The sequence below is a fragment of the Virgibacillus sp. LDC1 genome (genome assembly GCF_025792345.1).
Taxonomy (GTDB): Bacteria; Bacillota; Bacilli; order Paenibacillales; family Paenibacillaceae; genus Paenibacillus_AQ; species Paenibacillus_AQ lautus.
On sequence record NZ_JAOXLZ010000002.1, the window covers coordinates 70,078 to 85,967 of the forward strand.

Here is a 15,890-nt window from a genome sequence, read left to right on the forward strand (position 1 = left end):
TCATGCCAGAGCACTGGGAAGAATAGACAAGATCCGGGCGCTGGTTAGCGATAGAGAGAGAAACGAGAGCAACTGCATGCTGTCGGTGAGGAGAATAGTTTTCTTAGGAGGAACGTGGAGATGAACAAGAAAAGTGTACGTGATGTAGAAGTAAGCGGCAAACGGGTGTTTGTCCGCGTCGATTTCAATGTACCGCTCGAAGATGGTAAAATTACAGACGACACTCGTATTCGCGAGACTTTGCCGACCATTAAATATCTGGTAGAGCAAGGAGCGAAAGTCATCCTGGCCAGCCACATGGGCCGTCCAAAAGGTGAGGTCGTAGAATCTTTGCGCCTGACACCGGCAAGTCAGCGTCTGTCCGAGCTGCTCGGCAAACCGGTAGCCAAAGCGGATGAAGCCGTAGGAGAAGCGGTTAAAGCGCTGGTAGAGAAGCTGCAAAACGGCGATGTGCTCGTGCTTGAAAATGTTCGTTTTTACGCTGGTGAAGAGAAGAATGATCCGGAACTTGCGAAGCAATTCGCTGAACTGGCCGATCTGTTCGTGAATGACGCGTTTGGTGCTGCTCACCGTGCGCACGCTTCGACAGAAGGTATCGCTCATCATCTTCCGGCTGTATCGGGATTGTTGATGGAGAAAGAGCTGTCCGTTCTCGGCAAAGCCCTTTCGAATCCGGACCGTCCTTTTACCGCCATCATCGGTGGATCGAAGGTTAAGGACAAAATCGACGTGATCGACAACCTGCTTACGCTTGCTGACAATGTCATCATCGGCGGTGGACTTGCTTACACGTTCTTCAAAGCTCAAGGCCATGAAATTGGTCAATCTCTGCTTGATAAAGAGAAGCTTGATGTTGCACTCGGTTTTATCGAGAAAGCTAAAGAGCTGGGCAAAAACTTCTACCTGCCGGAAGATATCGTCGTTACGGACGAGTTCAGTGCAGACGCGAATACCAAGATCGTTGATATCGACGGCATCCCAGCCGATTGGGAAGGCGTTGACATCGGTCCTAAGACTCGCGCCAAGTATGCAGAAGTGATCAAGAACTCCAAACTTGTCGTGTGGAACGGTCCTATGGGTGTATTCGAAATCGCTCCGTTCAGCAACGGTACTCGTGAAGTGGCACAAGCTTGTGCGGATACGGAAGCTTACACGATTATCGGCGGCGGCGACTCGGCTGCAGCAGCGGAGAAATTCGGCCTTGCCGACAAGATGAATCACATCTCGACAGGCGGCGGTGCATCTCTTGAGTTCATGGAAGGCAAAGCACTTCCTGGTGTTGTGGCACTGAACGATAAATAGAAATAGGCACTACAATTGGATAGCAAGTGGATGAAGTTTGGACCCCGATTCTTCGGGGGAATAAAGGAGTGAATCGTGTGAGAACACCTATCATAGCTGGTAACTGGAAAATGTTCAAAACCGTTCCGGAAGCAGCTTCATTTATTGAAGATGTGAAAGGCAAAGCGGAAGTAGAAGGCGTGGAAAGCGTGATTTGCGCGCCATTTACCAACCTTCCTGCATTGGTTGAAGCGGTCAAGGGCACGAACATCAAAATCGGTGCACAAAATCTTCATTTTGAAGATAATGGCGCCTTTACGGGTGAAATCAGCGGTTTGATGCTGAAGGATCTGGGCGTGGACTATGTCATTATTGGACATTCCGAGCGCCGTCAGTATTTTGCCGAAACCGATGAGATCGTGAACAAGAAGGTACATGCGGCATTCCGTCATAGTCTTCTTCCGATCGTATGCGTTGGCGAAAAGCTGGAAGAACGCGAAGCCGGCCAAACCAAAGACGTGTGCAAAGTACAAACGGAAGCTGCGTTCGCAGGTGTTCCGGCTGATCAAGCGATTCATGTTGTTATTGCTTATGAGCCAATCTGGGCGATCGGAACGGGCAAGTCCTCTACGGCAGAGGATGCGAACGAAGTCATCGCTTATATTCGTGAACTCGTTAAAGGTCTGTACGGCGAAACCGTTGCAGAGCAAGTTCGCATTCAATACGGCGGTAGCGTGAAGCCTGAAAATGTAGCGGAGTATATGGGACAAAGCGACATCGACGGCGCGCTCGTTGGTGGTGCAAGTCTACAACCGGCTTCCTACATCGCACTCGTTGAGGGGGCGAAGTAAATGTCTGCTCCAAAACCCGTAGCTCTGATCATCATGGACGGTTTCGGGCTTCGCAACACCGAGGTGGGCAATGCGGTCGCTCAAGCGAACAAGCCTAACTACGACCGGTATTTGAAGCAATACCCGAACACCACGTTGACCGCTTGCGGTGAAGCTGTAGGCTTGCCGGAAGGCCAAATGGGGAACTCCGAAGTGGGTCACTTGAACATCGGCGCAGGCCGGATTGTGTATCAGGACTTGACCCGTATCACGAAGTCGATTCGTGAAGGAGAATTCTTCGAGAACGAAACGTTGGTGGAAGCCGTTCGCGCTGCCAAGAACAACAACAAGAAGCTGCATTTGTACGGATTGGTATCCGACGGCGGCGTTCACAGTCATATTGAGCATATGTTCGCCATGCTGGATCTTTGCAAAAAGGAAGATTTCCATGACGTATACATCCATGGCTTCATGGATGGACGCGACGTGGCACCGGACAGCGGCAAGCAGTTCGTTAAGGATCTCATTGCGAAGATTGAAGAAGTGGGCGTTGGCCAAATCGCTACGCTTTCCGGTCGTTATTATGCGATGGACCGCGACAAGCGTTGGGACCGTGTCGAGAAGGCTTACCGTGCCATGGTGTATGGCGAAGGACCTAAATATACGGATCCGCTGAAAGCCATCACTGAATCTTACGAGAAATCGGTTTACGATGAATTCGTTGAACCGACCGTAATGGTGAATGGTGAAGGCGAGCCGGTTAGTCTTGTGGAGAGCGGAGATTCCGTCATCTTCCTGAACTACCGTCCTGACCGTGCGATTCAGCTGTCCCAGGTGTTTACGAATAATGATTTCCGTGGCTTTGAACGTGGACCGAAGTTCCCGCAAAACTTGCATTTTGTCTGCTTGACGCTGTTCAGCGAGACGGTGGAAGGCTTCGTCGCCTACAAACCGAAGAATCTGGACAACACGCTGGGCGAAGTGCTGGTTCAGCACAACAAGAAGCAGCTTCGTATTGCGGAAACCGAAAAGTATCCACACGTCACGTTCTTCTTCAGCGGTGGACGCGATGTTGAGCTTCCAGGCGAAACACGCGTACTGATCAACTCACCGAAAGTGGCGACGTATGATCTGAAGCCGGAGATGAGCGCCTATGAAGTGGCGGATGCTTGTGTGAGAGAAATCGAAGCGGATAAGCATGACGCGATTATCTTGAATTTCGCGAACCCGGACATGGTCGGCCATTCCGGTATGCTGGAGCCGACGATTAAAGCCGTTGAGACGACGGATGAGTGTGTCGGCAAGGTTGTAGAGGCTGTTTTGGCAAAAGGCGGGGTTGTTCTGATTACCGCTGACCACGGAAATGCGGACATGGTATTTGATGAGAATGGACGTCCATTCACCGCACATACCACGAACCCGGTTCCGTTCATCGTAACGGATGAGAATGTCACGCTGCGTGAAGGTGGTATTCTTGCCGACATCGCGCCAACGATTCTCGACCTGATGGGTCTGCCGAAGCCGGACGAAATGACCGGAACTTCGATGATTGCAGCACGTAAATAAGTGGTTCATAATGGAACATAAACATAACATATCAAAGGAGACTATACACATGACTATTATTTCTGATGTATATGCACGCGAAGTCCTTGACTCCCGCGGCAATCCAACCGTAGAGGTTGAAGTATACCTGGAATCCGGTGCAATCGGTCGCGCGATCGTTCCATCCGGTGCTTCCACTGGCGTTCACGAAGCTGTTGAGCTTCGCGACGACGACAAATCCCGTTACCTGGGCAAAGGCGTTCTGAAAGCTGTTGAGAACGTGAACGAAATCATCGCTCCTGAAGTGATCGGCATGGACGCTCTGGACCAGCTCGGCATCGACAAGCTGATGATTGCTTTGGACGGTACCCCGAACAAAGGCAAATTGGGTGCGAACGCAATCCTGGCCGTATCCATGGCTGTAGCTCGCGCTGCTGCTGATGCATTGGATCTTCCACTGTATGTTTACCTTGGCGGATTCAACGCCAAACAACTTCCAGTACCTATGATGAACATCGTGAACGGTGGCGCTCACGCGGACAACAACGTTGATGTTCAAGAGTTCATGGTATTGCCTGTTGGAGCACCTAGCTTCAAAGAAGCACTTCGCATGGGCGCTGAAATCTTCCACAACCTGAAATCCGTTCTGAAGGGCAAAGGCCTGAACACGGCGGTTGGTGACGAAGGCGGCTTCGCTCCTAACTTCACATCCAACGAAGATGCACTGTCTTCCATCATCGAAGCAATCGAAAAAGCCGGCTACAAGCCAGGCGAAGATGTATTGCTGGGTATGGACGTAGCTTCAACTGAGTTCTTCAAAGATGGCAAGTATGTTCTGGAAGGCGAAGGCAAATCCTTCACACCAGCAGAATTCGTGGACTTGCTCGCTTCTTGGGTAGACAAATACCCAATCGTAACCATCGAAGACGGATGCTCCGAGGACGATTGGGAAGGTTGGAAATTGCTCACCGAGAAATTGGGTAACAAAATTCAACTCGTGGGTGACGACCTGTTCGTTACCAACACCGAGCGTCTGGAAAAAGGCATCAACGAAGGCATCGGTAACTCCATCCTGATCAAAGTAAACCAAATCGGTACATTGACGGAAACGTTCGATGCGATTGAAATGGCAAAACGCGCAGGATACACGGCTGTCATCTCCCACCGTTCCGGTGAGTCCGAGGACAGCACGATCGCTGATATCGCAGTGGCTACCAATGCAGGTCAGATCAAAACGGGTGCTCCTTCCCGTACCGACCGTGTGGCGAAATACAACCAATTGCTTCGCATCGAAGACCAATTGGGCGAGCTTGCTCAATACAACGGCTTGAAGTCGTTCTACAACTTGAAGCGCAAGTAATTGAAATAAGAGAAAACCCAGCTCCTGCTTTAGAGGGAGCTGGGCTTTTTTTGCATTGGTTTTAGGGATCGAGGGGCTGCACCTTGGACTGGGAGCTGAGGGGCGGTGCGTATATCGGCTCCGGTCGCTGTTAAAATTGGGAAGCCGGAAGGAAATAGGCTGAGGAGGCTTCCCGATTTTAAAGGCGAACGCGTTGCTCCTCCACCGATCTACGCACCTGAGCGGGGAAGTGGTGTGCAGCCTCTTGGGGGGCATCTCGTAGTCGTGCAAAGAAAGCCCAACTCATGTCCGATGAGATGAGCTGGGGCTTTTGGGTGTGGGGTGAGGAGAGAGCGAATGGCAGGACATGCTCAGCTATGCTTCAGTTGAATGAGGAAGAAATTCCATTTTTTATAATATACAAGGGAATTCTTCGGCCGTATAATGGATCCTAGTATGTTGAACTAGGGGGAACATAATGAGAAAAGTTATTTCAGGATGGTTGATCGTGTGTTTGATCAGCCTGATCTTTTTCGAAGCAAATGTTGATGCAGCCGTAACACATGTTAAGACAAGCATACATTATTACCATGGCCAGCAATATATGCAAATTAGCGGAGAAAATAAAAAAGTGGTCAGTAAAATCAATAAGATACTTAAAGCGCATGCCATTATTTCGGCTACCTGGAATATGGAATATAAAAAGAGCAGTGAAAATGCATCCTTTCGATCTAAAGCCAGTACCAAATTCAATAAAAGCGGAAAGTTATCGATTGTTTATAACGACCGCTTAACCCAAGAGGGTAACCAACTCACCTTCTCAACAACCTATAATTTCGATCTAGAAACAGGCGAACGGTTGTGGTTAGATGATGTAATTGAGACTGAGAGTAAAATGCTTAATTTGGTAGAGGCTGTAAAAGCGCAACTTGTAGAGAGAGAGTCTAAAGGAGATTCAATATTCACGGATATGATTCATTTTTACCTTACGCAATCAAACCCCTCATTCTACTATTATGATCATGGCATCGTGATCCGCTTCGATCCAGACGAAGTTGCACCTCTCTCCGAGGGATACGTGGATGTTAAAGTGGCTTATACAACAATTAACAAGAAGAGGAATGACTTAACGTCGCCTACTCCGTCAATTCCGGGTAATGACTATGTCACGAAGTCGCATATCGAAAATGAATTTACTGGATACGATTACGGGAATATTTACGAATTGGCTAACGGACAAATGTGGAAGCAAGTGGAGTATACTTTTTTTTTCAATTATGCCTCAAGTCCGGAAGCGATTATTTATCAAAAAGGATCCAAGTATTACTTGCAAGCAGAATACATTGATTCAGCCGTAGAGGTTGAACTTGTCGGTACACATTAACCGGCCCATGGCCTTCCATCATGGCCGGAATAACGGTTATACGGCTTCCTATCTGAAGCTGCTGGATCAGGGAACCGCGGTCATCGTGTTAAGCAATGTATCCACGATGCTGACCTCGACGTTAGCGGGCGTGATCGTTAACTCGCTTGAGCGCGAAATGGGTTGATGCAATAGATGAGGACCAAGCTCTCTTACGGAGAGTTTGGTCTTTTTTTGTCTGATAAAAATAGAACAAATCTACACATCCACTGCGCATGCCCCCGGCTCGACCGCACATATCCATGCAATTTCAGGCATTGTCATTCTCAAGCGAACCGGTGCTGATATAATTGAAGAACAAGCGAGCGAAAAGGAGAGTGCGGGAGGGTGCTGAACCGAATACGATCCCTGTTTCCACATAAGCTGAAATACCGTCTGTTTGCCGCGTTCGTTCTGGTCATACTGCTGCCTTTCGGCATTTTGAATTTGTACAACTACCAGCGGATCGAGACCCTGGTCCAGGAGAAAATCAGCCAGCAGAGCCACAGTCAGCTGGAGCAGATGTATCGAACGCTGGAGGATCAGTTGAGCGTAGCCTTCAAAACGCTGATATTTCTGGAGCAGGATTCAACGGTGGCCTCCGTGCTGACCCATCCCGGACAGCGGCAGGGACTCGAGAACAAAAACCTGATGGAGGAAAAGTTCAAAAATTTGAACAACAGCTTTTTCCTGTATAATCCGTCGGTATACTTCACGATTCTCGACTTTCATGGCAACGCTTACACTTCGTATTCTCCCAGAGAGGCGCTCGATTACAGGAAGCTGCGGGACAACCCTGGCTTTGATCGGGAACAGATGGAGGGCGTGTCGTATCATTGGGTTTCGAGCGATGCGAACTACGTGCTGCGGGATATCTCCACGAGTCCTTACCTGCTGTCGCTGTACGCCTACATGGAAACTCCACGCAACAAGCCGTACGGCATGGCCCGGATCAGCATCGATTACTCCTTTTGGTTTCAATCGGTATTGAAGCAGTCGACGCTGCGCCAGGAATACTTTTTGATTACGAGCGCCGGCGAGAACGTATCCCAATCGATCTTGAACAGCAGTCTGACCGGTGAGGTGAAAGCCAGGATTGCGGCCGAGCCCAGGCAGAAGTATTTTATCGACAAAGCTTCCAATACCCTGGTGAATTACATTTACGTGGAATCGCTGGATTGGTATATCGTGAACCGGATTCCGCTGACGGTGCTTTTTAACGAGATCGAGGAGCTGAAGCGCCAATATTTCATGACCTTTTTCCTGCTGACCGGCGCTTTTCTCATCATGACCTTCATTATTGCCGCCACGATTACCCGGCCGTTATCCCATTTGCAGAATAAGATGAAGGCGGTTGTCCGCAACAATCTGAAAATCCGACTGCCGGAGCACAAGTTCCGAGGCGAGATTCTGGAGCTGACGCAGACGTTCAATTCCATGCTCAACGACATGGATGTGCTGATTCAGCGATTGAAGGCCGAGGAAAGGCAGAAGGAAGCGGTGCATTTCCATATGCTGCTGGCTCAGATGAACCCGCATTTTCTGCTCAACACGCTAAATACGGTCAAGTGGAGTGCCATTCGTCACGGGAATGAGGATATCACGAATATCACCCTGTCTCTCGGCAAGCTGCTGGAAGCAAGCCTGAATACGGAGAAGGATCTGGTGCACCTGAAGGACGAAATCGAGCTGGTGCAGGCCTACGTCCATATTCAGCAGGTGCGTTATAATCACCGTTTTGACGTGACCTTTGCGTATGATGAGGATATCCTCTATGCGCTTGTACCCAAGCTCTGTCTGCAGCCGCTCGTGGAGAATGCCATCCTACACGGAATCGGGCCGCTGCCGGAGCAGGAGGGACTCATTGAAATTACGGTTACCCGGGAGGGGCCGAGCCGATTGGCGGTGGAGATCAAGGACAACGGCGTCGGCATGGAGCAGTCCCGGCAGGCGGGCGGGATGCGTAAACGTCCGGGCATCGGACTCAGCAATGTGCAAGAGCTGCTTCGGCTGCTATTTAAAGAAGAGGGCAGCATGGAGATTATTTCTTCGGAGCGGGGAACGCGGATTCGATTCTCCATCCCGTTATTAATTTCAACGCCTTATCAGAACGATCACTTGATTTCATCATAACGGGCAGATGATTCGTCGCTGGCTTGTGTAGGCTTGGAATTGGATTTTAAAAAGCTTCGAGGAGGGGAGACCTATGTGGAAGGTGCTGCTGGTTGAGGATGAGGTGTTTGTGCGAGAGTCCGTGCGGGAGATCATCGCGTGGGAGGAGCTCGGATTCAAGGTGGCAGGAGAGGCAGGCAACGGCGCCGAGGCGCTGGAGATGATCCGGAGCAATCCGCCCGATCTCGTGCTGACCGATATCGTGATGCCGGAGATGGACGGCGTGGAGCTCCTCCGCAGAACCCGGGAAGAAGGGTATGCCTCGAAGTTCGTGATGCTGACCTGCATGAGTGAATTCGAGTATGTCCGGCAAGCGATGGAATACGGGGCATCCAACTATATTCTGAAGCTGTCGATGAGCGTGAATACGCTGCGGGAAACACTGCACAAAATGAATGCCGAGCTGACCAAGAATAACCCGAGCCCGAACCTAAGCCAACCTGTTTCGATTCCGGTCGCGTCCATGGAGACGACGATGCCGTCGCAGCCGGGGCATCATGCCTCCCCCAAGGAAATCACGACGCACCCGGAAGTACAGAAAATATTGCAGTACATCCATGAGCACTACGAGCAGGACATTACGGTAAAATCGATGTCGGGCTACGTGATGATGGGCGAAAATTACGTCAGCGCGCTCTTCAAGAAAAAGACCGGACGCACCTTGATTCATTATTTGCACCAGGTCCGGGTGGACAAAGCCATCGCGTATTTGCTTCAAACCGACCTCCCTGTTCACGAGATCGGCCTTCGGGTGGGGTTCGTGAACGACAATTATTTTATTAAAATATTCAAGCGGTTGACCGGCTTCACGCCGAGTAAATACAGACAGCACGGCAAAGACCCTAAATAGAACGATTCTATGCAGGACATAGGATTCGCCGATACAGGAATTCCATCGTTTTGTTCCATCATCTGAATGGATATGTAGCTTAAAAGCGGCTCCCGTTCCCTGCTACGATGAGAGGGCATCACACCAATATGATTCTCGGGGAGGTCACTAATGTGAGAAATAAAAAAGGATGGGCGATGCTTCTCATCGGCGTATTGCTAATGGGTCTTCTTGCAGGCTGCGGCGGCAAAACCGCATCATCCGCGATTGAGGGACAAGGAACGGATAATTCGAAAGCGCCTTCATCCGGCGATCCGGTCAAACTAACCATGTGGGGCGGCGTACCGCCGGAAGCGGGGCCGCAAGAGGTCATTGACGCATGGAATGCTGAGCATCCGGATGTCCAAGTTGAATATGTCCGCTACGTCAATGACGATGACGGGAATCTGAAGCTCGATACCGCGATGATTACGGGCCAGGATGTGGACCTGTTCGTGAATTACACGCTTTCCCAAACGTCCAAACGGGTGGAGTCCAACCTGGCCTTGGATCTGAGCCAATTCGACGATTACAATATCGACGAGAAGATGGGTCCTGATGCTGAAGGCTGGAAAATCAACGGGAAGTATTACGGGATGCCGACCACGAAAAGCGCCTTCTTCGTCGCGCTGAACAAGGATGCCCTTGATGCGGCCGGCCTGCCCGTTCCGAAGGACTGGACGTGGGATGAACTGCGCGAATATGCCAAGAAGCTCAAAGTCGGCAATAACTACGGATTTATTCAAAATATGGAGCCGTTCGTTGATCCGATTGATTCGGTGTTATCGCAAGAGGGGTACACCAAGGCAGACGGAACCTCGAACCTGGACCACCCGCTGGTCAAAAAATGGCTGGAAACCCTGAACGTCATGATGAAGGAGGACAAGACCACGCCGCCGCTCGGAGAGCAGCTGACTTCCAAAATGCCGGTGGAGCAAGTGTTCCTGAGCGGGGAAGTGCCTATGCTGAATATCGGGGCTTGGCTGCTGCGAAGCTCGAATAACTTTACGGATTTCCCGCGCGACTTTACCATCGCGTTCGCCCAAGTGCCGAGATTAACGGACAGTGCGGATAGCTACGTGACAAGGGGCGGCCTCGGAGATTACATCTCCATTAATGCCAAATCCAAAAAACAAGCGGAAGCTTGGGAATTCCTGAAATGGTATGCGGACGGAGGCATGGCTCCTATGGCTGCGGGCGGAAGATTGCCTGCTTCGAAGGACGCCGATCAGGAAGAGGCGTTAAACAACCTGCTCGGCGATAAGAAAGACACATATGACCTGGATTCCCTTATGCATGTCATGTTCGAAGACAAAACACCTACGTATGTAAGGAGCTTGCCGCAAGAGGTGATGGATATGCGCGCGCAAGAGTATGAGAAGTATTTCCTTAACGCCCAAACGCTCGATCAAACGCTGGAGGCCATGGTGAACCGGCATAATACGTTTTTAAAAGAGGGCAAATAAGGAGAACGGTCTTGCGGCCAGAGATTCATCGCTTTCGAGCCATCCACATTTTGGCTACCCTATTGGGTACTACGTCACCGAAGGTGGTATTATCCAACAAACAGGTGGAACAAGTGGTGGGGGTACGTTCATTGTTAATCGGATTTTGGTTAACTATACAACAGCTACTTCGTTCCGAGGCATTATGTTCCTTGATGCCTAGTCCCTACAGAGGCGGCGCAAGTTAATTTCAGAATGAAAAACGTGACAAAAACATAGTAACAATAGAAGCCGCTGATTATGCGGCTTTTTATATTTATGTTGATAACATTCCCGATATGATTTCATCGAGGCAGCAGACGCCTTTTTATTAAGCTTACGGGGAGAGGTCCATTTCATTGATATCACACTCCTTAGTGATGTGATTGGATAAAGCTCGTCCTCATGTTTCATTCCGGCAGTCCTAGCAATGAGCGAACGGCTTGATCTCCCACAGTATGGTTGATCACTTCTTTGGGAAGGCGTGTCATATGACATTTTGACACTGTTACACATGACAACGAGTGCAGTAGGATACAGAAGAGTTCTGGGAACTAGAATATATCTCATCAAACCAAATGACAAAGTATTTAAGGAGAGGATTTTATGAAAAAGAAAATGGTTATAGCCATTGCTGCTTCGATGATCACACTGACTAGTTTTACGGGAAGTACTAATGCAACTCCAATAGTAGGTGCTTCTGTTACAGCTCCCTACAACTCAAATCAAAAAGCTGAACAGATAAAATGGTTAGAAGACAATGCAAAACCATTAAAGACAACGGATTCAACAGCATCGCTTCAGGATTTAAGACCGCTTAAGGATATGATCGGATCAGCGACAATTGTTGGTTTAGGCGAAGCGATGCATGGAGCTCACGAAGTTTTTGCCATGAAACATCGCATGGTTAAGTATTTGACAGCTGAAATGGGCTTTAAGGCCTTAGTGTTAGAAGAGGGATGGGATAAAGCTTTAGGACTCGATCGTTATGTTCTTACGGGAAAAGGGGACCCAAGCCAATATCTAAGTCCTGTATTTAACACAAAAGAAATCATAGATCTGCTTCAATCGATACGCCAATATAATGCGGATCCAAAGCATAAATCCAAAATACGGATTATTGGCATGGATATACAAACCGTAGACAAGAGTGTTTATAACAATATCCTCGCGTATGTAAAGAAATACGATCCGAAACTTGTCATTCGTTTCGAACAAAAGATGAAAGGCCTTATTCCTGTAACCAAGGATTTAGATACCTTTGGCGGTCTTGAGAAAGAAACGAAAGCACGATATGTTTCAGATGCGAAACAAATCAGCGCTTTATTAGAGCAAAATAAAAATAAACTGAATGGAAAATCCCCAGAGTTCGCATGGATCAAACAAAATGCCCGTATTATCGAGCAATTTACGACAATGACAGCCGCATTTCCTGATAACCTGGAAGACTTTTATTTGAAACACGATATTGCCATGTATGAGAATGCGAAATGGACAGAAGAACATATTGGAAAAACAATCGTGTGGGGCCATAATGGGCACGTTTCGAAAACAAATATGATCCCATTCGTGTACCCTAAAGTAGCTGGGCAGCATTTAGCAGAACATTATGGAAAACGGTATGTATCCATTGGAACATCTGTCTATAAAGGACGTTACAATGTTTACAACATTAACCAAGAATTCGGTGCCTATGGAACATTAAAATTAGATGACCCGAATAGTTTCAACTATACCTTTGGACAAGTAAAATACGACCAGTTTTTTGTTGATTTACGTAAGGCAAGCGGAATGACTAAAACTTGGCTAAACGAGCAACATCCCATCTTTGCTGGAGTAACAACGGTAGGTCCAGATTTCCCAACAACTGTTGATGTATCATTAGGTAAAACATTTGACATCATCGTTCAAATTCAGAAAGTGAAGCCATCTCAACTGAATCAATAAAATCTTAATTAAAGTACAAATGGATGAGTTTTGAAGAAGCAAAAGAAAAAGACTAGTCCACGATCAAGTCCTTGGATTTATTGATTTGTATAGAGACAAGAACATGTATGCTTAAAAGTCGCTTAGTTGCGGCTTTTTTTGTTTTAAAGATGAATGCTCTTGTCAAAAACCATTGAAGTTTTCTTTGCGGGATCTGGAAAATTGCCAGTTCTTATTTGTACCTTATCTTTCCAAATTTATGCGTCGCCGATCTTGTAGGAACAAAGCGGAGCGTGACCGGCAAATCGGAAGTTTACAAAATCAGGCTTGTATAAGTTAACAAATTACCAGATCGTTGTCGACGCCGTTTCCCTCGAAAAACTTGAAAAAGCGCGCTCACGCTCCGTTCATTTTGTGTCATATGACATTATGACACTGGCAGATTTGACATCAAAAGCAGTAGGATACGTTTACTACTTGCAAAGGATGTGAACTCTTTGATAGCAAGAACTGTCGCTCGTTTTGTTCAAAACGGCTATTTCCTGTTGCTTACTTTCGTCACATCTGCTTTTATCTGGTTGCCATTATTCTGGGGTTGAGTCTGTCGTTTACTGTCGTGGGCGTTCCTCTCCTGGCTAACGTTTTGCGAACGACAACTGCCTTCCTGCAATTCGAACGAGTACAAACCAAGATCTATGTGGATATCACCACCGATCCTTGTGTTAAAGCCGTCAACCCGAATGTGTCCAACTGGCTCCAAGCGAAAAAGGAGTTGCTGAACCGACGTAACTGGATCGCTATTGGCTGGCTGATGTTGAAGTTTCCGGTAGGGATTTTAAGTCTGATCAGTGCGACCTTGCTCTACGTGGCGCCGCCTGTATTGATTGCGGTCCCGTTCCTCTATCCGTTTATCAACCTTTCCTTTATGGGTGCGACGGTAGACACGTTTGCCAAAGCCGTGATGGTATCGGCCACAGGGGTCGTACTGATGATGGTGAGCTACTGGCTTGCGGACCGCTTGGCGCGCTGGATAGGCGGCTACACGCTTCAAATGATCAAGCATGTGAACCGGTAGGCGAATGCCCCGCTTCGCCTCGTAGGTCGTCGGAGGATAGTTTACTCTATAGCAGTTTACTTTATAATAGTTACGTAATGTCATACTGAAAGTCTTTAGGGGATGATGGTTTTGTTCGATTTGGTCAAGCAATGGTACTGGTACGACTGGCTCATGTTTATAATCCGCCTGATATTCAGCATTTCTCTCGCGTTTACGACCATAGGTCTGCAACAATATTTCACGCTGCCGATTGTGGTCCTTGTACTATGGCAGCTGATTGCTTTTTCCGTTCCATGGTTTTGCTTGCAGCTCGATTATAAATACTACCTGTTTACCGAAATCGTGATCTCGGGCGGATTGTGTTTGTATCTGGCTTCATTTTTTCCGCAAGCCTACTTAGCATTCCTGCTGTATGCTTTCTTCATTGCTGCCCACAGCGCGCAAAGGGCCTATCTCTGGTCAGGGCCTATATCCATATTGCTCCTGCCCGCCATAATCAAGCAGCTTGCAGAGCAGAGTAATACTGGGTCATGGCCGTTCACATCGGGATGGCATATATCTTCGGATTCTCCTTCCATTTACTCGTGCTCAATCATCGTCAAGGCGAAACGATCCGTTAGCAAAATGCGGTGTTGGAGCAGTACCTGTCCCAAATCGAGCGTATTACGCTTGCCGAAGAGCGTAGCCGGCTGTCCAAAGAGCTTCATGATACCGTCGGTCATGCCTACACTTCGCTCATTATGGGATTGGAAACGTTGCGTCCTCAGATGGCAACGGATACAGGAACAAGCGGTGCAAAAAGCCAGGGAGCAATGCTTTTATATCGCAGCCCTTTGGACACGAACTGTAAAATTTCAAGCTCCCGCGGCGTTAATGCTCGGTCATCCTTTCTCCAAGTCACAGAAAATCATAGAAGGGGACTATCGCTTCGGGGAGGTCCCCTTTTTGCATATGAACATAGAACAAATCTACGAAGCGACCAAACGGCCCCGGCACTGCAATTGCATACTTCTGTAGCATAAATTCGAAGGTTTTGTTCCTTATCCCCGCTCGGTCCCGACTGCTATGCTTGAGATGAAAAAGACCAAGAGGAGTGGGGCTATGTGAAAACATCCTGGATGAAACGGCAGCAGTATCTCGGCTATCTGTTTATAGGGCCAAACATGGTCGGCGTGATGCTGTTTTTTATTGTGCCGGCCTTGTATTCGTTCTATCTCATGTTTACGGACTACAAATTTATGAGCTCGGAGACGAAGTTCGTAGGCCTGGCCAACATTCAAAAAATGCTGGGCGACGAGGTCTTCTACATTTCGATCAAAAATACGCTGTTCTTTCTGTTATCCGTGCCGATATCGATCGGACTGGCTTTCATCGTCGCCGTGGTACTGAACCGCTCGGTGTATTTAAAAAAGCTGCTCCGCGCTTTATATTTCATGCCTTACATCACCAGCGGCGTCGCCGTGGCCTTCGTATGGATGCTGCTGTTCCACCCGAATAACGGGCCGATCAACGGAATCCTCAAGTCGTTCGGGATGACGAATCCCCCGGGATGGCTGTCCACCATGGATTCCTCCATGTATGCCGTCGACATCATCTGGATCTGGTTCATGCTCGGTTATAACATGATCATCTACCTGGCCGCGCTGCAGGAGGTCTCAACGGAACTGCTGGAGGCCGCCAAAATCGACGGGGCTCGCGCCTGGCAGACGGTTCGCACCATTCTCTGGCCGCTCGTCAGCCCTACAACCTTCCTTCTGCTGATCACCGGGCTCATCATGACCATCAAGCAGTTCGGGATCATTCAAGCCATTACGCAAGGAGGCCCGGGCAACAGCACCACCGTGCTGTCCCTGTTCATTTACCAGAACGCCTTCCGCTACTACGAAATGGGTTATGCATCCGCGATCTCGTGGGCGCTGTTCTTGATCATCATGATCTTCACCGTCATCCAATGGATCGGTCAGAAGCGCTGGGTTCACTATTAAG

Annotated in this window: 13 protein-coding genes and 1 pseudogene; 13 read left to right on the forward strand and 1 reads right to left on the reverse strand. The window is 48.6% G+C overall.

Annotated elements, in window-relative coordinates; genetic code table 11:
* Positions 1-120: 120 nt before the first annotated feature.
* The 11 genes and pseudogenes from OHJ21_RS21040 to OHJ21_RS21090 all read left to right on the forward strand — a co-directional run bounded on the left by OHJ21_RS21040 (position 121) and on the right by OHJ21_RS21090 (position 13,922).
* A complete protein-coding gene (locus OHJ21_RS21040; protein WP_486021084.1) occupies positions 121-1,302 on the forward strand; it encodes a phosphoglycerate kinase in 1,182 nt (393 codons plus the stop codon).
* A gap of 77 nt (positions 1,303-1,379) precedes the next feature.
* The gene (gene tpiA, locus OHJ21_RS21045; RefSeq protein WP_100539593.1) at positions 1,380-2,132 is read left to right on the forward strand and encodes a triose-phosphate isomerase; all 753 of its coding nucleotides are present in this window, start codon (positions 1,380-1,382) and stop codon (positions 2,130-2,132) included.
* Complete coding sequence (gpmI, locus tag OHJ21_RS21050) at positions 2,133-3,677, forward strand: 2,3-bisphosphoglycerate-independent phosphoglycerate mutase (RefSeq protein ID WP_100539594.1); 1,545 nt, start codon at positions 2,133-2,135, stop codon at positions 3,675-3,677. It begins immediately after the preceding gene.
* Between the two features lie 49 nt (positions 3,678-3,726).
* Positions 3,727-5,016: a phosphopyruvate hydratase gene (eno, locus tag OHJ21_RS21055; protein WP_071219501.1), complete on the forward strand. Its 1,290-nt coding sequence runs from the start codon at positions 3,727-3,729 to the stop codon at positions 5,014-5,016.
* Between the two features lie 457 nt (positions 5,017-5,473).
* Positions 5,474-6,379, forward strand: a complete 906-nt coding sequence (locus tag OHJ21_RS21060) for an RsiV family protein (protein ID WP_486021085.1) — start codon at positions 5,474-5,476, stop codon at positions 6,377-6,379.
* The gene (locus OHJ21_RS21065) at positions 6,363-6,545 is read left to right on the forward strand and encodes a hypothetical protein (RefSeq protein ID WP_486021086.1); all 183 of its coding nucleotides are present in this window, start codon (positions 6,363-6,365) and stop codon (positions 6,543-6,545) included. The genes OHJ21_RS21060 and OHJ21_RS21065 overlap by 17 nt, the downstream gene beginning before the upstream one ends.
* A gap of 200 nt (positions 6,546-6,745) precedes the next feature.
* The gene (locus OHJ21_RS21070) at positions 6,746-8,530 is read left to right on the forward strand and encodes a sensor histidine kinase (RefSeq protein WP_394057556.1); all 1,785 of its coding nucleotides are present in this window, start codon (positions 6,746-6,748) and stop codon (positions 8,528-8,530) included.
* 73 nt (positions 8,531-8,603) lie between these two features.
* Positions 8,604-9,419 (forward strand): response regulator, encoded by an 816-nt coding sequence (locus OHJ21_RS21075; protein WP_486021087.1) that lies wholly within the window; start codon positions 8,604-8,606, stop codon positions 9,417-9,419.
* A gap of 152 nt (positions 9,420-9,571) precedes the next feature.
* Positions 9,572-10,903 carry an ABC transporter substrate-binding protein gene (locus OHJ21_RS21080; RefSeq protein WP_100539608.1) on the forward strand — a complete coding sequence of 444 codons (1,332 nt, stop codon included), beginning with the start codon at positions 9,572-9,574 and terminating at the stop codon, positions 10,901-10,903.
* A gap of 624 nt (positions 10,904-11,527) precedes the next feature.
* A complete protein-coding gene (locus OHJ21_RS21085) occupies positions 11,528-12,868 on the forward strand; it encodes an erythromycin esterase family protein (RefSeq protein ID WP_100539609.1) in 1,341 nt (446 codons plus the stop codon).
* Between the two features lie 479 nt (positions 12,869-13,347).
* Positions 13,348-13,922: pseudogene (locus OHJ21_RS21090) on the forward strand (sensor domain-containing protein).
* Positions 13,923-14,482: 560 nt separating this feature from the next.
* Here the strand turns inward: OHJ21_RS21090 and OHJ21_RS21095 are convergent.
* Positions 14,483-14,626 carry a hypothetical protein gene (locus OHJ21_RS21095; RefSeq protein WP_486021321.1) on the reverse strand — a complete coding sequence of 48 codons (144 nt, stop codon included), beginning with the start codon at positions 14,624-14,626 and terminating at the stop codon, positions 14,483-14,485.
* Here OHJ21_RS21095 and OHJ21_RS21100 point away from each other — a divergent pair.
* Positions 14,594-14,926 (forward strand): histidine kinase, encoded by a 333-nt coding sequence (locus OHJ21_RS21100; protein ID WP_486021303.1) that lies wholly within the window; start codon positions 14,594-14,596, stop codon positions 14,924-14,926. The two genes, OHJ21_RS21095 and OHJ21_RS21100, sit on opposite strands and share 33 nt — an antisense overlap.
* An 81-nt stretch (positions 14,927-15,007) precedes the next feature.
* Positions 15,008-15,889, forward strand: a complete 882-nt coding sequence (locus OHJ21_RS21105) for a carbohydrate ABC transporter permease (protein WP_100539610.1) — start codon at positions 15,008-15,010, stop codon at positions 15,887-15,889.
* The last annotated feature ends 1 nt before the right edge of the window (position 15,890 follow it).

Coding starts and splice junctions, on each gene's coding strand:
- OHJ21_RS21040 (WP_486021084.1), top strand. CDS start 121: ATGAACAAGAAAAGTGTACGTGATGTAGAAGTAAGCGGCAAACGGGTG.
- gpmI (WP_100539594.1), top strand. CDS start 2,133: ATGTCTGCTCCAAAACCCGTAGCTCTGATCATCATGGACGGTTTCGGG.
- eno (WP_071219501.1), top strand. CDS start 3,727: ATGACTATTATTTCTGATGTATATGCACGCGAAGTCCTTGACTCCCGC.
- OHJ21_RS21060 (WP_486021085.1), top strand. CDS start 5,474: ATGAGAAAAGTTATTTCAGGATGGTTGATCGTGTGTTTGATCAGCCTG.
- OHJ21_RS21075 (WP_486021087.1), top strand. CDS start 8,604: ATGTGGAAGGTGCTGCTGGTTGAGGATGAGGTGTTTGTGCGAGAGTCC.
- OHJ21_RS21085 (WP_100539609.1), top strand. CDS start 11,528: ATGAAAAAGAAAATGGTTATAGCCATTGCTGCTTCGATGATCACACTG.
- OHJ21_RS21095 (WP_486021321.1), bottom strand. CDS start 14,626: ATGACCGACGGTATCATGAAGCTCTTTGGACAGCCGGCTACGCTCTTC.